This is a genomic window from Pseudomonas sp. TE50-2, assembly GCF_040813665.1.
GTDB classification, from domain to species: Bacteria; Pseudomonadota; Gammaproteobacteria; order Pseudomonadales; family Pseudomonadaceae; genus Aquipseudomonas; species Aquipseudomonas soli.
This window is the reverse complement of sequence record NZ_JBFNXN010000001.1, coordinates 5,840,029-5,865,230: the sequence shown is the minus strand read 5'-3', so window position 1 is coordinate 5,865,230 and position 25,202 is coordinate 5,840,029. Positions and strand designations below refer to the sequence as shown.

General features: G+C 65.0%; 35 protein-coding genes. 25 read left to right on the top strand and 10 right to left on the bottom strand.

Annotated elements, in window-relative coordinates; genetic code table 11:
* Positions 1–3: 3 nt before the first annotated feature.
* Positions 4–900: a LysR family transcriptional regulator gene (locus AAHK21_RS26605; RefSeq protein ID WP_367858905.1), complete on the bottom strand. Its 897-nt coding sequence runs from the start codon at positions 898–900 to the stop codon at positions 4–6.
* 102 nt (positions 901–1,002) lie between these two features.
* On the opposite strand from AAHK21_RS26605, the gene AAHK21_RS26600 reads away from it, so the two are divergent.
* The 6 genes from AAHK21_RS26600 (at position 1,003) to AAHK21_RS26575 (ending at position 6,463) form a co-directional block, all read left to right on the top strand.
* Positions 1,003–2,082, top strand: coding sequence for an extracellular solute-binding protein (locus AAHK21_RS26600; RefSeq protein WP_367858904.1), 1,080 nt, complete (start codon positions 1,003–1,005; stop codon positions 2,080–2,082).
* Between the two features lie 23 nt (positions 2,083–2,105).
* Positions 2,106–3,071 carry an agmatinase gene (speB, locus tag AAHK21_RS26595; protein ID WP_367858903.1) on the top strand — a complete coding sequence of 322 codons (966 nt, stop codon included), beginning with the start codon at positions 2,106–2,108 and terminating at the stop codon, positions 3,069–3,071.
* A 133-nt stretch (positions 3,072–3,204) separates the two neighbouring features.
* Positions 3,205–3,525 (top strand): hypothetical protein, encoded by a 321-nt coding sequence (locus AAHK21_RS26590; protein WP_367858902.1) that lies wholly within the window; start codon positions 3,205–3,207, stop codon positions 3,523–3,525.
* A 21-nt stretch (positions 3,526–3,546) separates the two neighbouring features.
* Positions 3,547–4,695, top strand: coding sequence for a PQQ-dependent sugar dehydrogenase (locus tag AAHK21_RS26585; RefSeq protein WP_367858901.1), 1,149 nt, complete (start codon positions 3,547–3,549; stop codon positions 4,693–4,695).
* Positions 4,696–4,766: 71 nt separating this feature from the next.
* Complete coding sequence (gene zapE, locus AAHK21_RS26580) at positions 4,767–5,867, top strand: cell division protein ZapE (RefSeq protein WP_367858900.1); 1,101 nt, start codon at positions 4,767–4,769, stop codon at positions 5,865–5,867.
* Between the two features lie 11 nt (positions 5,868–5,878).
* Positions 5,879–6,463, top strand: coding sequence for a DinB family protein (locus AAHK21_RS26575; protein WP_367858899.1), 585 nt, complete (start codon positions 5,879–5,881; stop codon positions 6,461–6,463).
* Between the two features lie 7 nt (positions 6,464–6,470).
* On the opposite strand, the gene AAHK21_RS26570 is transcribed toward AAHK21_RS26575, so the two are convergent.
* Entirely contained in the window at positions 6,471–6,839 is a 369-nt protein-coding gene (locus tag AAHK21_RS26570) for a CesT family type III secretion system chaperone (RefSeq protein ID WP_367858898.1), read from the bottom strand.
* A 376-nt stretch (positions 6,840–7,215) separates the two neighbouring features.
* Between AAHK21_RS26570 and AAHK21_RS26565 the strand changes: the two genes are divergently transcribed.
* From AAHK21_RS26565 to AAHK21_RS26505, 13 genes are read left to right on the top strand one after another with little or no spacing between them, the layout of a single operon-like run.
* Entirely contained in the window at positions 7,216–7,977 is a 762-nt protein-coding gene (locus tag AAHK21_RS26565) for a helix-turn-helix transcriptional regulator (protein WP_367858897.1), read from the top strand.
* 39 nt (positions 7,978–8,016) lie between these two features.
* Positions 8,017–8,439, top strand: coding sequence for a CesT family type III secretion system chaperone (locus AAHK21_RS26560; RefSeq protein WP_367858896.1), 423 nt, complete (start codon positions 8,017–8,019; stop codon positions 8,437–8,439).
* Positions 8,427–9,992, top strand: a complete 1,566-nt coding sequence (gene sctC / locus AAHK21_RS26555) for a type III secretion system outer membrane ring subunit SctC (RefSeq protein WP_367858895.1) — start codon at positions 8,427–8,429, stop codon at positions 9,990–9,992. Before AAHK21_RS26560 ends, sctC begins: the two co-directional genes overlap by 13 nt.
* A 1-nt stretch (position 9,993) precedes the next feature.
* Positions 9,994–10,896, top strand: a complete 903-nt coding sequence (locus AAHK21_RS26550) for an EscD/YscD/HrpQ family type III secretion system periplasmic domain-containing protein (protein WP_367858894.1) — start codon at positions 9,994–9,996, stop codon at positions 10,894–10,896.
* Positions 10,886–11,083, top strand: coding sequence for an EscE/YscE/SsaE family type III secretion system needle protein co-chaperone (locus AAHK21_RS26545; protein WP_367858893.1), 198 nt, complete (start codon positions 10,886–10,888; stop codon positions 11,081–11,083). The genes AAHK21_RS26550 and AAHK21_RS26545 overlap by 11 nt, the downstream gene beginning before the upstream one ends.
* 1 nt (position 11,084) lies before the next feature.
* Positions 11,085–11,345, top strand: coding sequence for an EscF/YscF/HrpA family type III secretion system needle major subunit (locus tag AAHK21_RS26540; protein WP_367858892.1), 261 nt, complete (start codon positions 11,085–11,087; stop codon positions 11,343–11,345).
* A 2-nt stretch (positions 11,346–11,347) separates the two neighbouring features.
* Positions 11,348–11,698 carry a YscG family type III secretion system chaperone gene (locus AAHK21_RS26535; protein ID WP_367858891.1) on the top strand — a complete coding sequence of 117 codons (351 nt, stop codon included), beginning with the start codon at positions 11,348–11,350 and terminating at the stop codon, positions 11,696–11,698.
* Positions 11,695–11,925, top strand: a complete 231-nt coding sequence (locus tag AAHK21_RS26530) for a hypothetical protein (protein WP_367858890.1) — start codon at positions 11,695–11,697, stop codon at positions 11,923–11,925. Before AAHK21_RS26535 ends, AAHK21_RS26530 begins: the two co-directional genes overlap by 4 nt.
* Positions 11,922–12,260: a type III secretion system inner rod subunit SctI gene (sctI, locus tag AAHK21_RS26525; RefSeq protein WP_367858889.1), complete on the top strand. Its 339-nt coding sequence runs from the start codon at positions 11,922–11,924 to the stop codon at positions 12,258–12,260. Before AAHK21_RS26530 ends, sctI begins: the two co-directional genes overlap by 4 nt.
* Before the next feature lie 7 nt (positions 12,261–12,267).
* Complete coding sequence (sctJ, locus tag AAHK21_RS26520; RefSeq protein WP_367858888.1) at positions 12,268–13,002, top strand: type III secretion system inner membrane ring lipoprotein SctJ; 735 nt, start codon at positions 12,268–12,270, stop codon at positions 13,000–13,002.
* Positions 13,003–13,004: 2 nt separating this feature from the next.
* Entirely contained in the window at positions 13,005–13,619 is a 615-nt protein-coding gene (locus AAHK21_RS26515; protein WP_367858887.1) for a SctK family type III secretion system sorting platform protein, read from the top strand.
* The gene (locus tag AAHK21_RS26510) at positions 13,598–14,233 is read left to right on the top strand and encodes an HrpE/YscL family type III secretion apparatus protein (RefSeq protein WP_367858886.1); all 636 of its coding nucleotides are present in this window, start codon (positions 13,598–13,600) and stop codon (positions 14,231–14,233) included. The genes AAHK21_RS26515 and AAHK21_RS26510 overlap by 22 nt, the downstream gene beginning before the upstream one ends.
* Positions 14,230–14,418 carry a hypothetical protein gene (locus tag AAHK21_RS26505; RefSeq protein WP_367858885.1) on the top strand — a complete coding sequence of 63 codons (189 nt, stop codon included), beginning with the start codon at positions 14,230–14,232 and terminating at the stop codon, positions 14,416–14,418. Before AAHK21_RS26510 ends, AAHK21_RS26505 begins: the two co-directional genes overlap by 4 nt.
* Positions 14,419–14,457: 39 nt before the next feature.
* Here the strand turns inward: AAHK21_RS26505 and sctU are convergent, their stop codons facing one another.
* From sctU to sctN, 8 genes are all read right to left on the bottom strand, one after another.
* A complete protein-coding gene (gene sctU / locus AAHK21_RS26500; protein WP_367858884.1) occupies positions 14,458–15,510 on the bottom strand; it encodes a type III secretion system export apparatus subunit SctU in 1,053 nt (350 codons plus the stop codon).
* Entirely contained in the window at positions 15,507–16,295 is a 789-nt protein-coding gene (gene sctT / locus AAHK21_RS26495) for a type III secretion system export apparatus subunit SctT (protein ID WP_367858883.1), read from the bottom strand. The genes sctU and sctT overlap by 4 nt, the downstream gene beginning before the upstream one ends.
* Positions 16,292–16,558: a type III secretion system export apparatus subunit SctS gene (gene sctS, locus AAHK21_RS26490; RefSeq protein ID WP_102684882.1), complete on the bottom strand. Its 267-nt coding sequence runs from the start codon at positions 16,556–16,558 to the stop codon at positions 16,292–16,294. The genes sctT and sctS overlap by 4 nt, the downstream gene beginning before the upstream one ends.
* Before the next feature lies 1 nt (position 16,559).
* A complete protein-coding gene (sctR, locus tag AAHK21_RS26485) occupies positions 16,560–17,213 on the bottom strand; it encodes a type III secretion system export apparatus subunit SctR (RefSeq protein WP_367858882.1) in 654 nt (217 codons plus the stop codon).
* Positions 17,210–18,133: a type III secretion system cytoplasmic ring protein SctQ gene (sctQ, locus tag AAHK21_RS26480; protein WP_367858881.1), complete on the bottom strand. Its 924-nt coding sequence runs from the start codon at positions 18,131–18,133 to the stop codon at positions 17,210–17,212. Before sctQ ends, sctR begins: the two co-directional genes overlap by 4 nt.
* Positions 18,130–18,798, bottom strand: coding sequence for a type III secretion system needle length determinant (locus AAHK21_RS26475; RefSeq protein ID WP_367858880.1), 669 nt, complete (start codon positions 18,796–18,798; stop codon positions 18,130–18,132). Before AAHK21_RS26475 ends, sctQ begins: the two co-directional genes overlap by 4 nt.
* Positions 18,799–18,917: 119 nt before the next feature.
* Entirely contained in the window at positions 18,918–19,388 is a 471-nt protein-coding gene (locus AAHK21_RS26470) for a YscO family type III secretion system apparatus protein (protein ID WP_367858879.1), read from the bottom strand.
* A complete protein-coding gene (gene sctN / locus AAHK21_RS26465) occupies positions 19,379–20,740 on the bottom strand; it encodes a type III secretion system ATPase SctN (protein ID WP_367858878.1) in 1,362 nt (453 codons plus the stop codon). The genes AAHK21_RS26470 and sctN overlap by 10 nt, the downstream gene beginning before the upstream one ends.
* Positions 20,741–20,912: 172 nt before the next feature.
* Here sctN and AAHK21_RS26460 point away from each other — a divergent pair, with 172 nt between their 5' ends.
* The 6 genes from AAHK21_RS26460 to sctV are packed head-to-tail and all read left to right on the top strand — an operon-like array spanning position 20,913 to position 25,192.
* Positions 20,913–21,761 carry an HrpJ domain-containing protein gene (locus AAHK21_RS26460; protein WP_367858877.1) on the top strand — a complete coding sequence of 283 codons (849 nt, stop codon included), beginning with the start codon at positions 20,913–20,915 and terminating at the stop codon, positions 21,759–21,761.
* Positions 21,742–22,026, top strand: coding sequence for a TyeA family type III secretion system gatekeeper subunit (locus AAHK21_RS26455; protein ID WP_367858876.1), 285 nt, complete (start codon positions 21,742–21,744; stop codon positions 22,024–22,026). Before AAHK21_RS26460 ends, AAHK21_RS26455 begins: the two co-directional genes overlap by 20 nt.
* A gap of 2 nt (positions 22,027–22,028) precedes the next feature.
* On the top strand, positions 22,029–22,400 hold the full coding sequence (locus tag AAHK21_RS26450) for a hypothetical protein (RefSeq protein WP_367858875.1): 372 nt from the start codon (positions 22,029–22,031) through the stop codon (positions 22,398–22,400).
* On the top strand, positions 22,397–22,762 hold the full coding sequence (locus AAHK21_RS26445) for a hypothetical protein (RefSeq protein WP_367858874.1): 366 nt from the start codon (positions 22,397–22,399) through the stop codon (positions 22,760–22,762). The genes AAHK21_RS26450 and AAHK21_RS26445 overlap by 4 nt, the downstream gene beginning before the upstream one ends.
* A gap of 4 nt (positions 22,763–22,766) precedes the next feature.
* Positions 22,767–23,096, top strand: coding sequence for a tetratricopeptide repeat protein (locus tag AAHK21_RS26440; protein ID WP_367858873.1), 330 nt, complete (start codon positions 22,767–22,769; stop codon positions 23,094–23,096).
* Positions 23,093–25,192 (top strand): type III secretion system export apparatus subunit SctV, encoded by a 2,100-nt coding sequence (gene sctV / locus AAHK21_RS26435; protein WP_367858872.1) that lies wholly within the window; start codon positions 23,093–23,095, stop codon positions 25,190–25,192. Before AAHK21_RS26440 ends, sctV begins: the two co-directional genes overlap by 4 nt.
* Positions 25,193–25,202 lie beyond the last annotated feature (10 nt).

Genomic DNA, 25,202 nt, shown 5'->3' with positions numbered 1-25,202 from the left:
GGCCTAACGCGAGCCGAATGTCATGCGCAGGTCATCCATGAAGGCTTGCTGCGCCTCACCGGGTGTTTGCCCGCGATGCCTGGCCAGGGTGAACGGCACCACGAAATCCAGCGCGGTATCCAGCGCCCGCAGCAGGCCCTGGGCTTCCCAGGGCGCGGCGCAGTGACACGGCAGAAAGCCGATGTGTCGTCCTGACAGGATGAATGTCAGCGCGCTGTCGATCTGCTCTGCCACCGCCATGCTGTGGCGGCTCTGGAACGGCTCGCCCTGTTTGAGAAAACGATAGGGGTGGCTGACCTGGTCGGCCTCGAGCAACTGCTCGCGGGTTATCTGGGCCTGGCTGAACAACACGTGCCCCTTGCCGCAGTAAAGCCTCTGGCGCTCCTCGAACAGCGGCAGGTAGTCGAACGCCGCCTGGTTGCCGGAGAAGTAGCTGATGGCGCAGTCCAGGCGCTGCTCCAGCAGCAAGCGTTCGAGTTCGGCCGGTGGCGCGCTGGTCAGTTCCAGTCGCACGCTCTCGTCACGCTGGCGAAACCGCGCGATGGCCTGGGCCAGGCGCAGGCTGATATCACGGTCCTGGTTCTCGGCCAGGCCGATGCGCACGCTGCCCAGCAAACGCCCGGCAACACCGTTGGCCTGTTGGCGGAACTGCTCGATCTGCAGCAGCAGGCCGCGAGTCGCTTGCAGCAGCAACTCGCCTTTCTCGGTCAGCCGAAAGCCGCCCTTGCCCCGGCTGCACAGGCGATAACCCAGGCGGGTCTCCAGTTTCGCCATCTGCTGGCTGATGCTGGGCTGGCTGAGCCCGAGCACACCCTGGGCGGCGCTGAAGCCGCCGGCCTCGACTACAGTGACGAACAGCCGCAGCAGGTGCAGGTCCGGGTCGTGCAATTGTCCGAGCATCACATTGCTCCTGGTGAATGTCAGCTTCGCAAAGTTGCCATTTTTGCAATGTAACCCGGCAGGCATGCTGGCGGCATCCACCCCTACGCCGAGGTGTCCGCCATGCGTTCGACGTTGTGCCTGCTTTCATTGCTGATCGCCCTGCCGCTGCAGGCCGAAGAGAAGGTCGTCAACCTGTACAGCTGGGCCGACTATGTCGCCCCGCAGACCCTGGAGCGTTTCGAGAAGGAGACCGGCTACAAGGTCCGCTACGACACCTTCGACACCACCGAGGTGCTGGAAACCAAGCTGCTTACCGGTGGCAGCGGCTACGACGTGGTGGTGCCGTCGGCCACGGTGCTGGCCCGAGCCCTCAAGGCCGGCGCCCTGCAGCCGCTGGAGGCGCAGGCGATGCCCGGCTATGCCAACCTCGACCCGGACCTGTTGGCCAAGCTGGCCGAGGCCGACCCCGGCAACCGCCATGCCGTGCCTTACACCTGGGGTACGCTGGGACTGGGGGTGAACGTCGAGGCCGTACGCCAGCGCCTGGGCGATGTGCCCCTGGACAGCCTCGACCTGCTGTTCAAGCCTGAGTACGCCAGCCGCCTGAAGGACTGCGGCATCGCCATGCCGGACTCACCCCAGGAGGTGATCGGCGTGACCCTCAACTACCTGGGCAAGGACCCGTACAGCCAGGACAAGGCCGACCTGGACGCGGCGCAGGCGCTGTTGCAGCAACTGCAACCGTCGATCAGCTACGTGGCCAATGGCCGCCAGATCAACGACCTGGCCAACGGCAGCGTGTGCCTGGCGCTCACCTACAACGGCGATGCCGCCATGGCCGCCGATCAGGCGCGCCGCGCCGGCAAGCCCTTCGAGCTGATCTACCGCATCCCCCGCGAGGGCACGCTGGTGTGGCAGGACAACCTGGTGATCCCCAAGGACGCACCGCATCCCGAGGCGGCCCGAGCTTTCATCACCTTCATGCTGCGCCCCGACTCGGTGGCGGCACTGACCAACACCCTGTTCTTCGCCAACGCCAACCAGGCCGCCACCCCGCTGGTGGACGCGGCGATCCGCAACGATCCGGACATCTATCCGTCGGCCGAGGTGCGCCAGCGCCTGTTCGCCGACCGCAGCATGGCGCTGGCCGACCTGCGCCAGCGCAACCGCCTGTGGACCGCCTTCCGCAGCCGCCAGTGAACGACAACGACAGGAGATACACCGTGGACCTCGCCCAGGACAATGACCAGGCCATCACCCGTGACAGCCTCTATGGCACCGCTGCCGAAAGTACCTACGCCGGCATCACCAGCTTTTCACGGCGCCGCTACAGCCGCGACCTGCGAGGTGTCGACGTGGTGGTCAGCGGCGTGCCGTTCGACACCGCCACCAGCAATCGCCCCGGCGCGCGCTTCGGTCCGCGGGCGATCCGCGCCGCCTCGGTGCAACAGGCCTGGGCCCGGCACTGGCCCTGGGCGTTCGATCCGTTCGACCACCTGGCGGTGATCGACTACGGCGACTGTGCGTTCGATAGCGGTACGCCGCAGTCGGTGCCACAGAGCATCGAGGCGCATGCCGAGCACATTCTCGAGGCCGGCTGCGCCATGCTCACCTTGGGCGGAGACCATTTCATCAGCTATCCGCTGCTCAAGGCCCATGCCCGTCGCCATGGCCCGCTGGCGCTGGTGCACTTCGACGCACACAGCGACACCTGGCCGGACGAGGAGGGCCAGCGCATCGACCATGGCACGATGTTCTGGCACGCGGCGCGGGAAGGGCTGGTGGACCCGGCGCGCTCGGTGCAGATCGGCCTGCGCACCACCAACGACGACAGCCAGGGCTTCGCCATTCTCGACGCCCGCCAGGTGCATCGCCAGGGCACCGAGGCGATCGTTGCTGCCATCCGCCAGCGGGTGGGCGACCGGCCGGTGTACCTGACCTTCGATATCGACTGCCTGGACCCGGCCTTCGCCCCCGGCACCGGCACGCCGGTATGCGGCGGCCTGAGCACGGTGCAGGCGCTGGAGATCCTCGGCGGGTTGCGCGGGATCAACCTGGTGGGGATGGACCTGGTGGAAGTGGCGCCGGCCTATGACCATGCCGATATCACCGCGCTGGCCGGCGCGACCCTGGCGATGGAGATGCTGTGTCTGTATGCGGCGCGGCACAAGGTAGATCGCGCCGGGTGACGCCAGGGCTGCATGGCAGCCCCTGGGGGCGCATACTGAAACATCAGGACCCAAATTCATCCTTTTGCGTCGAACCCTGCGCGCCGTAGGCTATCCAACCTTCGAGCGCGCCTTTTCGTACCGGAGGTGAAGCATGAATCCCACACTGCCAATCCTGGGCCTCGGCCTGGTGCTGGCGTTGCCACTGCAGGCCGCGCCCTTGGCGCCGCCACTGCTTGCCGCCAACGACAGCAACAACCCCTACAACAGCCCGATCATGCGCGCCAACCCCAACAGCCGGCAGGGCAGCGTGCCGGCAAGCCCGCCCGTGCGCGGTCCGTCCACGCAACCCAATCCGCGCCCCCCAACCCTCGACAACCGCGGTATCGGCAACGGTGAAAACCTGCGCCGCGAGCAGCAGACCCCGAACCTGGAACCCACCCGGCCACCACGCGACTCCCTACGTGTGCCGTGAGCCCTTGCAAAGGAAGCGAGCATGACCCCACGCACCTGGTTGACCACTCTGGCCGCGGCCAGCCTGTTGCCCTTGCTGGCGCAGGCCGCCGCCGAGCAGCAGTACCCCAGCGAGGAGGGCCGGCTGACCGTCAGCACTGTTGCCGACGGCCTGCGCAATCCCTGGGCGCTGGCCTTCCTGCCCGGCGGCAAGGACATGCTGGTCACCGAACGCCCCGGCAACCTGCGCATCGTCAACGCCGAGGGCAAGGTCGGGCCGCCGCTCTCCGGCGTGCCCAAGGTCTGGGCCGAAGGGCAGGGTGGCCTGCTCGACGTGGTGCTCTCGCCTGAGTTCGCCAAGGACCGAACCGTATACCTGTCCTATGCCGAAGAGGGCAGCGATGGCAAGGCCGGTACTGCCGTCGGTCGTGGCCAGCTGACCCAGGACCAGTCGCGCCTGGAGAACTTCACGGTGATCTTCCGCCAGCAGCCCAAATTGTCCGAAGGCAACCACTTCGGCTCGCGGCTGGTGTTCGACCGTGACGGCTACCTGTTCATCGCCCTGGGCGAGAACAACCAGCGTGCCACATCGCAGGACCTGGACAAGCTGCAGGGCAAGATCGTGCGCATCCTGCCCGACGGCGAGGTACCCAAGGACAACCCCTTCGTCGGCCGCGACAACGTACGCCCGGAGATCTGGTCGTTCGGCCACCGCAACCAGCAGGGTGCGGCGCTGAACCCCTGGACCGGCAAGCTGTGGACCCACGAGCACGGCCCGCGTGGCGGCGACGAGATCAACATCCCCAAGGCGGGCAAGAACTATGGCTGGCCGATCGCCACCCACGGCATCAATTACTCGTTGCTGCCGATCCCAGAGGCCAAGGGCAAGCACGTGGATGGCATGATCGATCCGCACCACGTGTGGGAAAAGTCGCCGGGCATCAGTGGCATGGCGTTCTACGACAGTTCCACGTTCAAGGCCTGGGACCACAACCTGTTCATCGGTGCGCTGGCTACACAGGAGTTGATCCGGCTGAAGCTCGATGGCGACAAGGTCGTGCATGAAGAACGGCTGTTGGGTGACCTGAAAGCCAGGATTCGTGACGTGCGGGTAGGGCCGGATGGCTATCTGTACGTGTTGACCGATGCCAAGGATGGCGCCTTGCTGAAGGTGGGGCTGACAGAAGGATGATCGTCCCGGCCTAAGCCCTGGGGCAATGTTGTGGGAGCGGGCTTGCCCCGCGATGGCGTACCATGCGCGGCATGACTCCCGAATCCCTTTATCACAAGGCGCTGGCCGAGCGCGGCTACGTTCCCGATCCCGCCCAGGCGGCCGCTGTGGCGGCCTTGCAGGCCTGCTTCGATGCCGTTCTTCAGGGCCAGCCGACGCAAGGCCTGTACCTCTGGGGCCCGGTCGGTCGGGGCAAGACCTGGTTGATGGACCTGTTCCATCGCAGCCTGCAACTGCCGGCCCGGCGCCAGCATTTCCACCATTTCATGGCCTGGGTGCATCAGCGCCTGTTCCAGCTCAATGGCACCGCCGATCCGCTCGCGGCCCTGGCCCGGGCGCTGGCCGAAGAGATACGGGTGTTGTGTTTCGACGAGCTGTTCGTCAGCGATATCGGCGATGCGATCATCCTCGGCCGTCTGTTCCAGGTGTTGTTCGATCACGGTGTAGTGATCGTCGCCACCTCCAACCAGCCGCCCGACCAGCTGTACCGCGATGGCTTCAACCGCGAGCGGTTCCTGCCGGCCATCGCCGCCATCGAGCAGCACATGCGCGTGCTGGCGGTGGCGGGGGAGCAGGACCACCGCCTGCATCCCGGCCTGCAACAGCAACGCTACTGGGTCAGCGAGGCAGGGCAACCGAGCGCGCTCGCCGAGGTGTTTTGCCAGTTGAGCCCGTCCGATCCAGGCAGTGAGCAGCCGCTGCAGCTCGGCTCCCGGCGTATCGGCGTGCTGCGCCGCAGCACGCAGGCCCTCTGGTGCCACTTCAGCGCTTTGTGCGAGCAGCCCCTGGCCGCCATGGACTTCATGGCCTTGTGCGACCGCTTTCCGGCGATTCTGGTCAGCGGCATTCCGGCCCTGGGTGGCGTCCAGCAGGCCGGGCGCATTGCCCGCGGTACCGAGGACGGGGCCGCCCGCGTCGAGGCCGGGGATCGCCAGTTGCCGACGCTGGCGCCGAAGGATGACAGTGTGCGGCGCTTCATTGCCCTGGTGGACGAATGCTACGACCGTCGGGTGTTGTTGTACCTGGAGGCCGAGGTGCCGCTGGAAGCGCTCTACACTCAAGGGTATCTGGCGTTCCCGTACCAACGGACCCTGAGCCGGCTACGGGAGATGCAACTGCAACGCTTCGCCTGAAGGAGCCGACCATGGAGCCGCTGTCGCATCATCTGCTGACCCAGGCCTACAACAATGGCTGGGCCAACCACCGCCTGTACAAGGCGTGCCTGCAACTGACCCAGGACGAGTTCGTCGCCCCCCGCTGCAGTTTCTTCCCGTCGATCAAGGCTACTCTCAACCACCTGTTGACGGTGGACTGGTTCTACCTTGACGCGCTGGAGTGCGAGCAGCGCGGCGAAACGCCGGATCCGGACGGCGAGCGCTTCTTCCAACCCGAGCAGCCTTTCGCCACCTGCACCGACCTGCAGGCCCAGCAGGCCCAGGCCGACCAGCGCCTGATCGCCTATTGCCGGCAATTGCGCGACGACCAGTTGCGGCGCTATGTGAGCATCGTGCGACCGGACCGGGTGCAACAGGAGCAACGTTTGCGCTTGCTGTCACACCTGTTCGAGCACCAGATCCACCATCGTGGCCAGGTGCACGCGATGCTCAGCGACACGGCGATCAGGCCACCGCAGTTGGACGAATTCTTCTGCGAAGAGGAGGCCTCACTGCGATCCGCGGATTTTGCCGCGCTGGGTTGGAGTGAGGCGCAGGTCTGGGGGCCGCGCTGAGCGGCGTTCAGGCTGTTTCGTCACCTGCCAGATCGTGGGCGGCCTGCACCAGTTGCTCGAGCTGGTGATGCACCATGGCGCGGTCCAGCTGCACCAGGGGCTGGCGATTCCATAGTATTTGCATGCCGGTGAGCGGGTCGACACCGATCACAGGCTTGCAGGTATCCTGGCAGAACAGGTTCTGTTCACCCCAGCGTATGTCGTCGATTGCGGGGAGTTCGATGAACATCAGCAAGTGGTCCGCCGGGTGCTCGGTAACGTTGCACACAAAAGACCCCACGCGCAGGCTGATCACCGGCTCGAAGGTCAAGGGGGGCTCCAGCTTCAGGGCAGCGTACAGCTGGGTCAATGCATAGTCATAGTTCGTGCATGACATGGCGAGCTCTCGATCAAAGGGCTTGCCACGGTAGTCAGTGCATAACGTGCAAGATAGCGGGTGTAGTCGCCATTTTTTAGTTGCTGGGCTTCCTGCTGTTCGGCAACGGCGTGCTTCGTATTGCCTTACAGGCCTGATGAAATTCTTACAAGTTATGGCGAATAGCCCCCTTCTTGGTTAGGACAATCCCTGCGTTCATTCGTGGGAAGGCGCCGTAGTCTGTGCCCCCTGTCTGCATCGCGGAAGCAAGGGCTGCACGGTCATTCGAATCTTGCACGATCTGCTGCCCGACGATGCGTAAAGGGTCCTACGGGAAGCAGGGCCTCACGTGATAGGGATTTCTCCAGTTGAGGGCTGGTGTGTGCAAGGTCGGCAGTTGGATGTTGTCGGGGCGGGGTTCGCGTCCCAGGGGCACGAAGGCTTCTACGCAGTGATGGCGGGTGAGCTGGCGCTTCGCGAAAAGGACGACATCATTCACCTAAAGGCAGGCGAGCTGCTGTTCGTCAAGCGTGGCACCTACCTGGTGGCGACCCAGTGGCAGGCCTGCGAAGTGCTGTGGCTGCCGCTGGACGTGAATTTCGTGCAGGCGTTCGTTCAGCGTCATGGCAAAGACCTTGCGCACCTCGAACGCCGTGACGAGGAAGGTTTGAATACCCTCCGGCTTCGACCCTGCGCGATGGCACAGGAGTGCGTGACTCGCCTGTCGGCGCTCGGTGGCGAAGGCACTTCGTCGATGCTGGCGATGCTGCGCCTGGAGGAGCTGTTGCTGCTGCTCATCTTCGGGCCGCAGGGGCGGAGCTTGCTGGCAGCATTGCGGCAACAGGGCAATCGCAATGTCGATCGCCTGCACGCATTCATGGAACAGCACTATCTGCGCGAGTGGCACCTGGACCAGTACGCCCAGGCCTTCGGCTTGGGCCTGACGGCGTTCAAGAGTTTGTTCAACACCCTCTACAACTGCTCGCCACGGGCCTGGATCACCGAGCGCAGGATCGTCCACGCGCACCATCTGCTGCTTAACACGCGCATGAGCATTGTCGACATCGCCATGGAAAGCGGCTTTTCCAGCCAGTCGTATTTCAGCCAGAGCTACCGCCGACGGTTCGGCCGTACCCCCAGCGATGCCCGCCGTGGCTGACAACCTTTGTGCCCCTCAAGCTGCATGGACGATGCCCGTATGAACACACTTTTGAACCGATTGGCCCGACAACTGGGCATGCCGCCCTGGCTGGCCAATGAGCGCGGTGACTACCACCTGTGCATCGAGGGGCACACCCTGTACCTCGAGCTACAAGGCTCACAACTGTTGATTCGCAGTTCGCTGTCGTCGCTGGCCGGCCAAGGCGACAAACTCGACCTGCATGTCTTGCGCCGCCTGATGAGCATGCTGACGGGGTGGGCGCAGCATTGTCCGCAGAGGCTGGTGCTGACACCTGCGCGAGAGCCGCTGCTTGAGGCACAGGTAGACCTGCCCCAGGCCAATCTTGACATCCTGGATCACGTGCTGGGTGCTCAGGTCGGCCTGCTCGCCCTCCTGTGCGAGCAACAGGCTGATCCAGTGCCTGTGACCCACGGAGGAGCTCGCGTATGGCTGCCTTGAGGTCGCTTGCCGTCGGCTTGACGGCGCTGCTGGCCAGCCTTGCGGCCCAGGGCGAGCCACTGGATTGGCCCCAGGAGCCATTCCACTACGTTGCCCAGGGCGAGAGCCTGCGTGACGTGCTGGGCAACTTCGCCGCCAACTACCAGGGGGCGGTGGTGGTCAGTGACAAGGTCAGGGACCAGGTGAGCGCCACGTTCGAGCAGCCGGACCCCGAGGCGTTTCTCGAACAGGTCGCCGTGCTGTTCAACCTGGCTTGGTACTACGACGGCGCGGTGCTTCATGTCGACAAGTCCAGCGAACTGCAGACCCGGCTTGTCCACCTGGACAAAGTGCGCGAGCCACAATTGCGCGCCGCCCTGCAGGAGGGTGGCGGTTGGACTTCGCGCTTCGCCTGGCGCGCCGCGGCGGGTGGGCGGCTGGTGTATGTCTCGGGCCCGCCGCGTTATCTCGACCGCGTCGAGCAGACCGCCAAGGCCATGGAGCAGCAGGCCGTGTTGCAGGACGAACGCGGTGGCAGCCTGAGCGTCGAAGTGATCGCGCTCAGGCATGCGGTCGCCGAGGATCGTGCAATCGACTACCGCGACCAGAAGGTGGCGGTACCCGGTGTGGCCACGCTCCTCTCTCGGGTGCTGACGAACGCCGATGTGCGGGCGGTCGAAGGCCAGGCTGTGGCGCAGGGGGCGCCAGCACGCTCCGGTCAGGCCGTTGTCCAGGCCGAAGCGTCGCTCAATGCCATCATCGTGCGTGACCACGCCGAGCGCATGCCCATGTACCGGCGCCTGGTGGCGGCGCTGGACCGGCCGGCAGCACGCATCGAGGTTGGGCTGACGATCCTGGACATCAACGCCGAGCATCTGGCTGAGCTGGGGGTGGAGTGGCAGGTCGGCATTGGCACTGGCAAGCACCAGCTGATCGACATCCGCACCAGCGCAGGCCAGGCGCAAGGGACGCTGGCCGGCAGCCTGGTCGACAGCCGGGGTGTGGACCGGCTGCTGGCCAAGGTGATGCTCATGCAGGGAGAAGGGCGCGCCCAGGTGGTGTCGCGGCCGACCTTGCTGACCCAGGAAAACACCCTGGCGGTGCTGGACCACAGCGAAACCTATTATGTCCGGGTGCTGGGCGAACGCGTCGCCGAGCTCAAGGCGATCACCTACGGCACCCTGTTGAAGATGACCCCACGCCTGATCCGCAGTGCGGAGCGGCCGGAAATCAGCCTGAGCCTGCATATCGAGGACGGCAGCCAGAAGCCAAACAGCACGGGCCCCGATGGCATACCCACGATCAGTCGCACGGTTATCGACACGCTGGCCCGGGTCGACCTGGGGCAAAGCCTGGTGATCGGCGGCATCCACCGCGACGAGACAAGTGAAAGCCTGCGCAAGGTGCCGCTGCTGGGGGACATTCCGTTCCTGGGGGCGTTGTTTCGCTATCAGTCCAGCAGCACACGCCGATCGGTTCGGCTGTTTTTGATCGAACCGAAGCTGATCGATTCTGGGCTTGCAAGTGTCGGCAATGGTTTGAAGGCAGGCCCTGCCCGTGATGAGCGCTCTTGAGATGAGTTGCAAGCTGCGGGTCTACAGTGGCCTGAATGCGGGGGCCGAAGTGTCCCTGGCGCCCGGCCGGCTAGTCATCGGCGCCGACCCGGCGCAAGCCGATCTGGTGCTGGTGGACGCGGGGATCGCCGCCATTCACCTGGTGCTGATGGTAGAGCCTGGCGGAGTACGCCTGCTGGAATGGGGGGCCACCGAACCGCCTACGCAGGCCGGGGTGACGGTAACGGCGGATGTCGAGTTGCAGGCACTGGCCATCCAGCGTTGTGGTCCGTTGTGCTGGGCATTCTGCACAGAGGGCGGGGTATTTGCCGAGCGGCTTCCCGAGTCGGTCCCCCGGCCCGGATTGCGGGCTGGCTGGTTCATGATCCCGGGCGGCGGTGTGCTGCTGTTGCTGGCGCTGCTCTGGCGACTGCTGATTCCAGAGGCTGAAGCCCAGGGCAAAGCGGACACAGCCGCTCCCCAGGTCGTGCCACACAGCCTGCCCGTTCCACAGGCCCGGACGCGCCTGGCCCAACTGCTGCGCGAATGGCGCCTGGAAGATGCCCTGACCCTGGAGGACCGCGGTGACACCCTGGTACTGCGTGGGGCACTGCATGACCGCCAGCATCAGGACTTCCTCAACCTGCAACGCCAGTTCCGCCAGGCATTCGGCGAGCATCCGCTGTTGAAGCTGGTCGATGAGGGCAGGGCCGCTGTGCCCGGGAAACTCGATTTCCCGCTGCGTGCGGTGTCACTGGGGCGCGTGCCCTACGTGACGCTGACGGACAACCGCCGTTATCCGGTAGGCGCGCTGATGCCTTCCGGTATCCGCATCCTGGAGATCGATGGTCAGGCGATCACTTTGCGCAAGGGTGGGCAGGACTACTCGATCAATCTCAAGGAGCGCCCCATCAATGATGGATGAGCTGTTGCAGGAAACACGTGACCCACAAGCACGCGCCTGGATGCACAGGGTGCTGGAGCAAGCGCGGCAAGCTCGCGCCGAGCAGATGTCGCGCCCCTTGCCGCCCACGGCATTCCAGGCGTTGCACGACGAGCGAACGGCCCTTGAAGCGGCCTTGAACATCCTGGAAAAACTGAAGGAACATTGAAATGACAGGCATCAGCAGCGGATTCCACGACGGCACCAGCAACACCATGGCCATGGTCCACGAAGGCATGGTCAAGCAGGCGCGAGAGGCCAACAAGGCCGTCCTCGAGTCGCTCAGCAAACTCAACGAGAAAAGCGACGACCCCGCGTTGCTGGCCGACATGCGCCACCGTTCGAACATCTGGTCCAACGTGTTCCAGGTCGATGCGACCTTGGGCCAGACCTTCAAGAACACCATCAGCAGCATCCTGCAGAAGTTCTGAGCATGGAGTACTCGCTGAACAATCTGATGGCGCGCCTGGGCTTGCTGGGTGTCGAGCACCATCACCATGACGAAGCAATGGCGATTGCGCGTTGGCTTGCCCGGCAGCCGCAAACCATGGAAGCCGCCTGTGCGATACGTATCGCCGGCCTGATGGGGGCGGGACGCTGCGAGGAGGCCCTGGCAGAAGGCAACCAGGCGCCCTGGCCATCCCTCGACCCGTGGCTGGCGCTGTGCGAACGCCAGCTTGGCTACATGGCGGCGCTGGAACGGCGGCTTGAGCGCATGGCGCAGAGCGAGGATGGCGATCTGATCCGGTTTGCCGAGGGCATGCGTGCCCAGGTGGTGGCATGAACGGGTTGACCCTGTCGCTGTCGACGAGTGCGCAAACAGCTTCGATCCCGCAGCCCGTTCCTGCGGATCGGGACGCTGCTGCATTTCAGGCCTGCCTGATCGAGCAGGCACCAGGCGCCCCGGAGCAGAGGCGGGGCCCGGCATTGGCAGAGCAACAGCGTCTGCAAGTGCTCGCCATGGCGATGGACCTGCTCAACGATTCCTTCACAGTGGAGAGCGACACATGAGCGGCATTGCCGAGGTGACCCGTGTGGTCATCGACCTGCAGTCCCTGGCGGCACCGGACGTCGACTCCCGCCAGGTGGCCGAGTTCGAGCAGGCGCTATCCAGTAGTGCCGGCAGCTCCGAGGAGGGGTTGTTGCACAAAGTCGCACAGCTCGGCCAGCAACATGCCGAAGCCAGACAGGGCGCGCATGCCAGCCTGGTCTCGGGCGTGGGTGATCCGGTGGCGTTGATGGATGCCCATTGGGCACTGATACGCACCAACCTGCAGGTCGAGCTGATTGCCAAGGGCGTGGGACGCACCACGCAGAACATCGAAACCCTGATGAAAGCCCAGTAGGTGCCCTGTGAAGAATCCATGGCAGTGCTTGCTGCTTGTGACGGTACTGCTGCTGGGCGGGTGCAAGGTCGAGCTGTACCTGGGCCTCGGCCAGCGCGAAGCCAACGAAATGCTCGCGGTGCTGGATGCCGAGGGCATCGATGCGGTGAAGGCGCAGGACAAGGACGGCAAGGTGAAGATCCTGATCGGCGAGGCCGACATCGGCCACGCGGTAGCCGCGCTCAAGCGCCAGGGCTACCCCCGGGAGATGTTCTCCACGGTCAGTGATGTGTTTCCCCGGGACAGCCTGATCTCGTCGCCGCTGGAGGAGCACGCGCGGTTGGCCTATGTGAAGTCCCAGGAGTTGTCGCGCACCCTGTCGGAAATCGATGGCGTGCTGGTGGCGCGGGTGCATGTGGTGTTGCCGGAGCCCCGCGACAGCCTGCGCGCAACGGCCCGTGCGGCCTCGGCGTCGATCTTCATCAAGCATGCGGCGGACGCGGCGCTGGACCTGTACATCGGGCAGATGAAACAGCTGTTGAGCAACAGCATCGAAGGCCTCGACTACGACCGCATCAGTGTGGTGCTGGTGCCTTCAACGCAGGCTCGCCAGCTGTGGCCCGGGGAGCGTCATGCGACGCTGTTGTCGATTCACGTGATGGAAGGGTCGCGCCTGCGTCTTCTTGCGCTGATTGGGACATTGTTGGGGGTGCTGGTACTGAGCAATCTCGCGCAGTACCTGTGGTGGCGCCAGCGGGCATGAGCATGACCCCGTTTCAGCTTCGCTACTGCCCGGCGCGGTACCTGCACCAGGCTCATTGCCCTGAACCGTTGCGGCAGGTGGCCCAGGCCTTGCCACACTGGCGTCGGGACAGCTCGATCAATGGTTGGTTGCTGTCGGTGCTGGACCTGGCCGAACCCTTTGAAATACCGGAGCGGCTGGGTGGGCTGGCCCTTTATCCGCAGCCAGCATTCGAACGTGTTCTGGCCACTGTTGGCAGCTTGTTGCATGGCCAGGCCATTGTGCGACTGCTCGACCGAGCCGACCAGACGCGTTTGCGCCACGCTATCGGCGATCAGGGCCTGCGCTATTGCCTGGAGAAATGGCGGCTGCTCATCGGTCCATGGCCGCCAGGTTGGCAGCAGGCGCTGCCAAGCGGCGCGCTGGAGGTGGAGCTGCCCGTGCAGGGGCTGTCGTTCTGGCTCCAGGCCTGCGGTTGTACCGATCCCGGTTTTGCCCGGCGCCTGGCCCTGCGACTGCCTGGCACCGGGGCATTGCCGACCTGGCCGATGAGCGACGATCAGCGCGCCCTGGCGCGCATCCTTTGCCTGAAAGTGGCCCGAGACAGGAGCCCGGAATGTTGCCATTTATTGAACTGAACGATTGCCGGCCGATGGTCGAACCAGGCTGTACCGTGTTGCGCGGCGCCGACTACCAGCGCTTTCTCGAGGCCGGCGCATTGACCGAAAGCGCCCGCCAGCGTGCCAGCGACATCGATGCCCAGGCCGATGCGGTGCTCGAGGCGCAGCATCGGCTTGGGCGGGAGGTCGGGCTGGAAATGGCCGCGGTCGAGCAGGCTGCGCTGGTGCACACTGTGCGATTGCGCTGTGACGAGTTCTATCGCCGGGCAGACCGGCAGCTGAGTGAGGTGGTGTACCAGGCGGTGGGCAAGGTGCTGGGGACCTACCCGGACATTGAGCTGACGCTGGCCGCCACGCGCCAGGCGTTGGCGCAGGTCCAGCCTCGGGAGGCATTGGTTCTGCACGTGCGCCCTGACCAGGTGCCCGAGGTCCGCCTGCGTATCGACGCAATTCTCGAGCAGTTTCCCGACACGGGCCCCCTGGAAATCTGCGGTGATGCTCGACTTGCTCGCGGCGGTTGCAGGTTGGAAACCGAAGGCTGCGTCATCGACGCCAGCATCGAGGGGCAGTTGAGCGCTTTGCAGCGGGCGTTGTTGCAAGGAGTTTCCAATAATGAGGCTGGATCCGCATGACCCCGCTCGAACATGGCCATGAAACGGTGCTGGCCGCCGCTGCGCGGGCTATCCGCGATGACCAGGAGCGCGATGCGCAGCTCCTGGTCTTCTGGGCGCAGCTTCGTCAGGCTGCTCGACCATCTGTGCGGGAGGACATTTTGCCCGTGCGCCGGCCATTGCCGCAGCGTGGGATCTTGGTATAGCACCTGGCCCCAAGTCCTGCAGAAACGGTCAAAACCTGTTTAGACCGGCGGCGTCTTCTCTTGCGCCTGCAACCAGCGGATCACCTCGGCGACCGGCTGGATCAGCTCCCCAGGGATGTATTGCTCCTCCAGGCTGTCGGCGAACAGCGCCCGTGCCAGGGGGATGCGTTCCAGCACCGGCACGCCTTCTTCCTCGGCGATTCGGCGCACCCGCAGGGCTTGCTCGTCGGTGTACTTCAGGGTGACCAGCGGCAACGGGGTTTCCCCGGCCTCGTAGCGCAGGCCCACGGCGATGTGGGTCGGGTTGGTGACGATGACCGACGAACGCCTGACGTCCGCCCGCAACGTCCCTTGCTGCAGCTCACGGTGGCGTTTGCGCCGCTCGCGCTTGAGCTCCGGCGCGCCTTCCTGCTCCTTGTGCTCACGCTTGACCTCATCCTTGCTCATGCGCAACTGCCGATGATGCTGCCTGCGCTCCAGGCCGTAGTCGGCCGCTGAAATCGCCATGAAACCAACGGCACAGACGCCGATCAGTTGGCCCAGCAGGTTGCCCAGCACAGGCAGGATGCAGCCGATGCCGCACAGCGGGACTCGCAGCAACGCGTGCAGGTTGTCGCTGAGCAGGCCGAGCACCAGTGCGCCGAGCAACAGCACCTTGAGCAAGGATTTGAAAAAGTCGAGCAGGTTCCTGACCGAGAAGATTCGCTTCATCCCCTCCACCGGGCTGATCTTCTTCAGGTCGGGTGAGAGCGATTGCGTGCTGAACACCACGCCGGTCTGCAGCAGGTTGCCCGCGCTGGCGGCAATCAACGTGGTCAGCAGGAACGGCAGGGTGAGCCACAGCAGTTCGTGCAGCAACTGCTGCAGTATCAGCTCCAGTGCCTGGCGAAACGGCAGGTGGAGCAGGGGCTCGGGTAGCAGCATCAGCGCTCGCAGGTGGCTGAGGAAATAGTCGGGAAAGCTCAGGGGCAACACGGCCAGGCTCAGGATCAGCACGCTGGATACCAGTTCCTTGCTCTTGACCACCTGGCCGTTACGTCGTGCATCGCGCAATTTGGCCCGAGTGGGATGCTCGGTCTTCTCCGTGCTCATGGCTGCTCCAGCAAGGGGCCGAGCAGGCGCACCGCATGCAGCGCGCTGAATACCTGATCCTGGGCCTGCGCCATCAGCAGGTACAGGTAGGGCACCAGCAACGCGCTGCAGACCAGGCTCTTGATCGGCATGGACAGGATGAACACGTTCAGCGTCGGCGCGAAACGGCTGATGAGTGCCAGGCCGAATTCGGCGAGGAACATGGCGATCAGCAGGGGGGCGGCGAACAGTATGCACAGGGTCATCAGGTAGTCGAACTGGGCCAGGAAGAACGCGTTCCACTGGTCGCCGAGCTGTGGGTAGTAGCTTGCCACCGGCCAGCTGGCGTAGCTGCCCAGCAATGCGCCGAGCAGTCCCAGGAAGGCGCCACCGGTGAAGAACAGGGTGACCAGGGTCTGCAGCAGCAGCGCTCCGGTGGGGCTGGTCTGGCTGCCCAGCAACGGGTTGAGTGTGGACGCCAGGGTCGCGCCGCGTTGGTTGTCGATGAGAAAGCCGCAGGCCTCCAGCGCCCAGAACGGGATGCACACGATGAAGCCGAGCAGCAAGCCGAGCAGCACTTCCTTGCCAATGAGCAGCCCCAGTTGCAGACCATCCAGGCCTGGCGGCAGCGTGCCTGCCACGCTGGGGTAGATGAACAGCGCCAGCGAGCAGGCCACGCCATTGCGTACCAATGCGCCGCCCAGTACCTGCTTGCCGAGGATCGGCAGCACAATGAAGCAGCTGAACAGCCTGGGCAGGATCAGGCTGAAGTTCAGCAGGGCCTGTTCCAGTGCCTGGACAGTCATCGCACCCACAAGATCCGCTCGAGCACCAGATCGGTGTAGCGGTAGAGCTCGCTACCCATCCAGTCGGCCGTGACGAACAGGGTAACGACCACCGCGACCAGCTTGGCGACGAAGCCCAAGGTCTGTTCCTGCACCTGGGTCAGGGCCTGGACCAGCGACACCAGGGTGCCCACCAGCGCGGCCATCAGCACCGTCGGCAGTGACAGGATCAATATCAGCCACAACGCCTGGCTGGCGAAGTGCAGGACTTCGGTACTGCTCATCTCAGCCCCCGTAGCTCAGCACCAGGCCATGGGAGAGGCGCCCCCAGCCATCGAGCAGGACGAACAGCAACAGCTTGAACGGCAGCGAGATGGTCACTGGCGACACCATCATCATCCCCATGGCCAGCAGGATGTTGGAAATGATCAGATCGATGGCGATGAACGGCAGGTAGATCAGGAAACCGATCTCGAAGGCCCGGGTCAGTTCGCTGATGGTGAACGCGGGCAGCAGGACGAGCAGGCTGTCGCCGTCGACCTGTTCGGCGTAGTGGTTGGGCCACAACTGACGAGTGCTGTCGAGGAAGAAGGCGCGCTCGCGTTCGTTGACATGTTTGTCGAGGAACGTGCGAAACGGCCCCAGGCCTTCGTCGAGAAAACGTTCGACCGAGTGGGCATCACCGAGGGCCGTCTGATGGGCGTTCAGGTAGTCGTAGGTGGCCATGCCCACCGGCGCCATGACGTAGATACTGAGGATGATCGCCAGGCCATACAGGGCCATGTTGGGTGGGATCTGCTGCACACCCAAGGCATTGCGCAGCAACGAGAAGACCACGGTCATCTTCAGGAACGAGGTGGCCATGACCGCGATGAAGGGGACCAGCGACAGCAGCGCCAGGCCGAGGATCAGGCTCAGTTCGTCCGGCAACTGGATCATGTCGGGTCGTTTTCCAGCAGCCGGGTCACGCGCACCCCGAGGCGGCCGTCGATGCGCACCAGCAGGCCGCTGCCGATACAGCGCTGGTTGGCGAGAATGCGCACCTCGGCTGCCAGCGGGCTGTGCAGCTCGATCAGGGCGCCTGGCTGCAGGGTCGACAGCGTGTGCAGGTCGAGGGTCTGGCGACCGACCTCGAAACTGACCGCAATCGGCAATTGCTCCAGTTCCCCCAGTGCGGTATCAGGCAGCGGTAACGAATCGTGCATGCGGACTAGCTCCAGATGTGTGTCGTCGAGCAGCAGTTCTGCCCAAGGGTGGCCGTCGAGCACGCCGAGCAACCGGGGTGGCATTGGCGCGGCGACGGGCAGCAGCAGGATGTCGCCCATGCCGAGGCCACGCAGCTCGTGCAGCGACAGTTCGAGGGGGCGCCATTGCAGCGAGAGGTCCAGCGCGATGTTCAGGCGTTCGCGCAACGGGCGCCGCGGCAATGTGGCCAGCAGGCGCTCGTAATCGCCTATCACCCAACAGGTCAGGGCGCTTGCGGCATGCTTCAGCGATACTTGCAGGCAGGGCCTGCCCTGATAGCCGCCTGCCGGTTCGATGCCCAGGCATTGCAGGCCAGGAAGCCAAGGGCTGTCCCGTTGCAGCAACGCCAGTTGCAATGGCGCCGGCAGGCTGGCGAAGTCGGCGTCCTGCAATTGCGGCGCCAGCCATTGCGCCAGTTGCTGCCGACGGCACAGCAGGCGCGCCGACACGCCTTGCCAATCAACCAGCACGGCCAGATCGGGATCGTCCTCGCAAGCGGCGATGCCTAGCAAGGCTTGGCGCTCTGCGTCGACATAGCTGCGCTGGCGATGACTCAGCAGCCGCTGCAGGTGCAGCTCCTGTTGGGAAGCTGATGGGAAACTCGCTGGGTTCATGGTTCGGGCCACCACTCGTCGAGCACGTGGCGCCGGTTGCGTGAACCTTGCTCGCCGCCGCCGTTGGCGGCAAAACCGAGGTTGACCTGCTGCGCAGGATCAAGCCGTTGCAGGCGATCGAGCAGGTCCGCGCAAGCCACCTGCAGTTGCCGCAGACTCGCTGGCGCGGCCTGGATCTCCACCTGCAAGCCTGCGCCGACATGGCGCATGTGCACCTCGACAGGTCCCAGCTGCGGCAACCGAGCACGCAGCAGGGTCAGTTCACGGTTGTCGGCCTTGCAACCGAGCACTTGCAGTTGCAGGCGATCTACCAGTGTCTGCAGGTCTTCGGTGAGTGTGATGCCTGGGGAGGACATTACCCTGTCTACCACTGCACGTTCACAGGTCACGGCATGAACCGGGGCTGGTACGGCGCTTTCATGTGATTGCAGGCGACCTGGCAGGTTGTCGGCGTGCTCGCGAATGTCTCGAGGCATGGCCTCGGGCACGCTCTGGACCGTCGGCCCGGGCGCCTCGATTTCTTCGGGTGTCGTCGGGGCGAGCGGATGGCTGCCAACATCCTCGTTCAGCGCGGGGGGGCCAGGCACAGGTGGATAGTGGTCCGCCCGGGGCGTAGTAGGCAGCAACGGGTAGCCAAGGCCCAGATGGCCAGATTCCCGAGGCATGCCCTGCCTTTCTGGTGGTGCTAGCAGCAGCTGTTCGAACAACAGCCGCTGGCTGTTGCGCACAGGCGAGCGAGGCGTGTCAGTCGAGGGGGTCGACAATGCAGGCACAGGCAAGGTCTTCATGGTTGCAGGCCACCGTGTAAACAGTGCTCCTCCAACTCCTGCTCCTGCCTGTATTCCACCAGCCACGTGGCGCGTTGGTGCGCCTCGTCCCGCAGTTGGACGAAGCTGTCTCTTTTTTGCCGAGTCTGGGCGAGCTGCGCTTGGGCCTGCTGGTGTGCCGTGTGCCGGCGCGCCAGTGCCTCCTCGCAGGCAACGACTTGCCCGTGCAGGCTCGCTTCGCGCTCACCGAGCAGAGCGACCTGCTGGCGCCAGTGCTCCAAGGCGCGACAGTCGATCAACTGGCCGACATGCGTGGCGAACAGGCGCTGTTGTTCTTCGCGGGACCCGCGTTGAAACGCCAGGTGTGCGTCGACGGCCTTTGCCTCGGCTTGCTCTGCCGCCTGTAGAAGGGCCAGTTGGCTTCGCGCTTCACGCTCGGCCCGCTGGAGTCTGCGTTGCTTGATTTTCGCAAGGGCGATCAGGGGCATCGGGTGATCTCCAGCAGTTGCTCGCGGCTGTGTCGCAGCGAGACGTTCTCGTCGGAAGGCTGGCACAGCCAGGCGCGGATGGCTTCGCGTTTGCCGATGGCCTGGTCCGCGAGCGGATCCTGGCCCTGCGTGTATTCACCGATCCTGAGCAGCAGTTCGACTTCCTCATACCGGGCCATCCATTCGCGCAGTTGCCCGGCGGCGGTACGGTGTTCGGGGCTGACCACCTGGTGCATGACCCGGCTGACCGAGCGCAGCACGTCGATGGCCGGGTAGTGGTTGGCGGCTGCCAAGGCCTGGGACAGGACGATATGGCCATCGAGGATCGAGCGGGTTTCCTCTGCGATCGGTTCGTTCAGGTCGTCGCCTTCCACCAGCACCGTGTAAAGCGCGGTGATCGAGCCCTTGGCCGATTGCCCTGCGCGCTCCAGCAGGCGCGGCAGCTGGGCGAACACCGAAGGCGGGAAGCCGCGCCGAGTCGGCGGTTCGCCCGCGGCCAGGCCGATCTCCCGCTGGGCCCGGGCGAAGCGGGTCAGGGAATCCATCAGCAGCAGGACCTTGCCGCCCTGGTCGCGGAAATATTCGGCGACGCTGGTGGCGACGAAGGCCGCCCGGGCGCGTTCCATGGCCGGACGGTCAGAGGTCGCGACCACCAGCACCGCACGGCGCAGGCCGTGTTCGCCGAGTTCGTGATGAATGAATTCACGTACCTCGCGGCCGCGCTCGCCGATCAGGGCGAGCACGATCACGTCCGCCTCGGCGTTGCGCAGCAGCGTGGCCAGCAGGGTGCTCTTGCCGCCACCGGCGGGGGCGAAGATGCCTGTGCGCTGCCCTTCGGCGCAGGTGAGCAGGCCATCGATACAGCGCACGCCCAGGCTCAAGGGGGTATCGACCAGTTTGCGGCTCAGTGGCGATGGCGCGTCCCGATGCACGGGGTACCAGGCTTCTGGTGTAGCCGGCGGGCTGCCGTCGAGTGGGTTGCCCAGGCCATCCAGCACCGTCCCCAGCAAGTGCTCGCCCACCCCTATGCGGTGCATGCCGCCGGTGGGGCAGACCTCGGTGCGCGTGCAAAGCCCCTGCATGTCGCCCAGCGGGGCGAGCAACGCCTGGTCCTGCTGCAGGCCGATGACTTCGGTCAGCAGTTCAGGCTGCCCACCCGGCCTGCGCAGCCGGCACAGCTCGCCGACCTGCACACCGGGCGCCAAGGCGCGGATCAGGGTGCCGGTGACCTGGGTGACCTTGCCGTTGACCTGCACCAAGGTGGCGTTGTTCACGGCGGCCAGCAGGGCCTGGGGAGTCTGGAGCAGCGATGGCGGCATGGGCAAGGTTGCGGCGCGAATGATGGGCGCCATTCTAGGTAGCCTGCTGCGCAGCGGATTTCACTGTGAGGCGCATGTTTTTAGTTCTCGGTCGGCCACTGTCGCGCCTGGCGACAGGCTAAAAAGAAGCGGCCAGCGACAACAGTGGGGCGCTGAGCTTGCCTCTAGCATGGCGCTCATTCTTTGATGCGACGACGAGGTGGGGATGAGCGAAGGCGTCGGCTTTTTACGCAGTGAACCGGTGCTGGCCATGCTGCCCGGTTGGGAGGCGCAGGGGCAGCCGGCCCTGCAAGCGCGGCAGGTGGCACCGATGGCGCAGCAGGCCAGCATGGCGGAGGAGGTCTCCATGGCGTTCTCGTCACTGGCCAACGCGCGGCTCAGTACCCGCAGTCGCGTGACCGATGCGCGCCAGCTGGGGTTGCGCGCCGGCCAGGAAGCCGAGGCCATACTGGCCAAGGTGCCGGATGTGCAGCGTCGGTCACTGGATGAACTGGTGACCTGGCTGCGTCAGCACCCCCAGTTGACCCCGGGCGAGCTGGACGCCCGCCTGGATGGATTTTCCGCTGAAGCCTGTCATCGCTACCTGGCGCTGGCCTATGCCCGCGATGCGCTGGGCACGTCGGCCGATGCGCATGGTGTGGTCGACAAACTGGACCAGGCCATGGCAAGCATGACGCAGCGTCACGGCCAGGCGATCGAGCTGGGCATCGAGATCGGTCCTTTGGCCCAGGCGACGCAGGCGCAGGGGGTGGCCGAAGTGGCGGCGCTGCGCGGCGTGTACTGCGATTTCCTGTGCGACTATCGCGGGCTCAGGCATGCCTGGGATGAGCTGCGGGCGCGCTTTGGCGATGCCGCCATCGGCGATATCGCGCAGTTCATGCTCAACGGCCTGGCCAGCCATATCAATGGGCCGTCCTCGAGCCTGGACAACAACCGGCTGCAACAGGTCGTCAGCGACATGAAGCTGGTGCAGGCGCTCAAGAAACTGGAAGGCGACACTGTCGCACTGTTCCGCCAGCTTGCCGGAGAGTCCAGTGGCGTACGGACCTTCTGACCTGGTCGGCGACCTGCTGGCGTTGATCGATAAACGCTGGGCGACGGTGCAGGACATCCAGCGCCTGCTCGCGGCGTTGCCGCTTGGCCCGCAGGTGCAGCGTATCCAGTGCCTGCGGGAGTTGCAGCGGATCTTCCGTCTGCTGCCTGTGCAAGTCTTCAGCGACGAGGCGCAACGCGAACACCTGTTGGCGATCTGGCAGTTGGCCATGGACCAGGCCGTCGACGATGAGGAGGCGTTGCTGTGCGGCGCGCGGGAGGCATGAACATGGACTTTTGCACGGCAGCCGTTGCCCGGTTCTGTCGCGACCTGGGTGTGGCGCCCGCACACCCGCAGGAACCGTTGCTGCGCCTGGAGCTGCCAGGTGTCGACGTTCTGCAGCTCGAACGGCGAGCGGGGCAGTTGACGCTGTGGCTGGAATTTTCCGTGCACGGGGCGATGTTTGAGCGCGCCATGCAGTGTGCGCTCAGGCAGGTGTACGAACACCAGGCCTGCGGTTGCCTGCTGCGCTGTGGGCTGCTTGCCGACGATCGTCTGGTGCTGCTGGCAGGCCTTGACGAACACGGGGTGAGCGAGCAGGCCTTGCATCGGGCCTATCGCTTGCTGACGCGGGTACGCACCGAGGTGTTGGCGGCATGAGCGTCATCGAGCCGGCCGGGCAGGTGCATGATTTCTGGCTGCCGTGGGCGCCAGCCGACGCGGCGCTTGCCCCGCCGGGATGCGAGGCTTTACCTGGGCCGGGGCAGCCGATGCAGGCGCACTTGCGTGAGCTGTACCCGCAGCATCAGGCGGCACGCCTGCGGCTGGCGTACGCCAGGCCCGAGCATGAACTGCGCAGCCTGTATGACCCGCAAAGCTTCACCCATGCGCTGGGCTCGTTGATGGAACAGCTGCTTGCGTCGCAGATTCCCGGGGACCCAGAGGCGGCGGTACTGGTGCAAGCGCTGCTGGCCGACCGGCGCACGCTGGAGTGCTGCGTTAACTTCCTGCTCAAGGTGTGAACACATGAAATTGTCGAACGAACAGCAGGATGTCGTGCAGCTGTTGGCCTGGTTGCATCTGCAATGTGGTAAGCCCGAGCGGGCGCGGGTGTTGCTGGAGGTGCTGTTGCGCGCCGATCCCGAGCATCGCGGCGGGTGTCGGGCCGCCGTGGTGGTGGCGCTGGAGCTGGGCGATTGGGCCAGGGCCGAGCGGCAGTGCCTGGCGCTGCGTGAAGCGGGCGAGTTGCGGCCGCTCTTGTGGCTGTGCCTGAGCCAGGCGCAGCAAATGGCCGGCCGACTGGAGCAGGCCCAGGCCACCTATGCCGAGTACCAGCGTCGCAAGGCACGCCCATGAAGCAGCTGACCCGGATACTCGGCCAGATCGGCGCGCGCAAGGACCTGATGCTGGCCGTGATGTTGCTGGCGGTAGTGTTCATGATGATCCTGCCGCTGCCGCCCCTGCTGTTGGACCTGCTGATCGCCCTGAACATCACCATCGCCGTGGTGCTGCTGATGATGTCGGTGTACGTGGTCTCGCCGCTGCATTTCTCGGTGTTCCCCTCGGTGCTGCTGGTCACCACGCTGTTTCGCCTGGCGCTGTCGATCAGTACCACGCGGATGATCCTGCTGGAGGCCGATGCCGGGCAGATCGTGCAGACCTTCGGCGACTTCGTGGTGGGCGGTAACCTGGTGGTGGGCTGCATCCTGTTCCTGATCATCACCATCGTGCAGTTCCTGGTCATCACCAAGGGCGCCGAGCGGGTGGCGGAAGTCAGCGCGCGGTTTTCCCTCGACGCCATGCCGGGCAAGCAGATGAGCATCGACGGCGACCTGCGCGCCGGGGTCATCGACGTCAACGAGGCCCGTGAACGCCGTGGCGAGGTGGAGAAGGCCAGCCAGATGTTCGGTGCCATGGATGGCGCGATGAAGTTCGTCAAGGGTGATGCCATCGCCGGGTTGGTGATCATCATCGTCAACCTGCTGGCAGGGCTGGCCATCGGCGTGATGCAGAAGGGCATGAGCGCGGGAGATGCGCTGCAGCTCTACGCGGTGCTCACCGTCGGCGACGGCATGGTCAGCCAGGTGCCGGCGTTGTTGATCGCCATCACCGCGGGAATCATCGTCACCCGCGACGGTCAAGGCGCCCATGACCTGGGGGCGAATATCGGCAGCCAGGTCATGGCGCAGCCCAAGGCGCTGCTGATCGGTGGTGGCCTGCTGGGGTTGTTCGGGCTCATCCCGGGCTTCCCGACAGTCACGTTCTTCATTCTCGCGTTGCTGGTCGGCGGCGGAGGTTGGTGGGCGATCCGCCAGCGGCGCGTCGAAGAGGCAGGCCAGCAGAACAGCGGCGGCCTGCCGGCGTTGCTGGCCAATGGCGCCGGCGCGCCCGCGCTGAAGCCCGCTGGCAAGGCGAAGGCGGGCGCCGATCCGCAGGCCTTTGCCCTGACGGTGCCCTTGCTCATCGATGTCGACAGCGGGTTGCAAGCCGCCCTGGAGGCCGCCTCGTTGAACGATGAACTGACGCGGGTCCGCCAGGCGCTCTACCTGGACCATGGCGTGCCGTTCCCTGGTATCCGCCTGCGCTTCAACAGCGCGCTCGGCCCTGGGGAGTACCGCATCCTGTTGCAGGAAGTGCCGGTGGCGCGAGGCAAGCTGATGCCTGGATGTCTTCTGGTTCAGGAGAAGCTCAGCCAGTTGGAGCTTGTCGGCGTGCCCTACGTAGAAGGCGAAGCGCTCTTGCCTGGGCGTGCGAGCCTTTGGGTGGAGCAGGACCTGCGTGATCGCCTGGAGCGTGCCGGCTGTGCCTTCCTGGCGGTCGACCAGGTGCTCGCCTGGCACCTGTCCCATGTCTTGTGCGAATACGCCGGGGATTTCGTCGGCATCCAGGAGACCCGCTACCTGCTGGAGCAGATGGAGCAGGGCTATGCCGAGCTGGTCAAGGAGGTACAGCGGATCCTGCCGTTGCAGCGAATCACCGAGGTCTTTCAGCGGCTGGTGAGCGAGGGCATCTCGATCCGCAACATGCGCTCGATCCTCGAGGCCCTGGTCGAATGGGGGCAGAAGGAAAAGGACGTGGTGCAGCTGGCCGAATATGTGCGCAGCAGCCTCAAACGCTACATCTGCTACAAGTACGCCAGTGGCCAAAACCTGCTGCCTGCTTACCTCCTGGACCCGGCGGTCGAGGAGATGATCCGCAACGGCATCCGCCAGACCAGCGCCGGCAGCTACCTGGCCCTGGAACCTGCTCAGAGCGATGCCTTTCTTGCCCAGGTCAAGGCTGCGCTGGGCAACCTGCATGAAGCCCAGACAAGACCCGTGCTGGTAGTGTCCATGGACATCCGGCGCTATGTGCGCAAGCTGGTCGAAGGTGTTTATTCCGACCTGCCTGTGCTGTCCTTTCAGGAACTCACCACGCAGATCAACATCCAGCCACTGGGACGCATAGGCTGACGCCATTCTG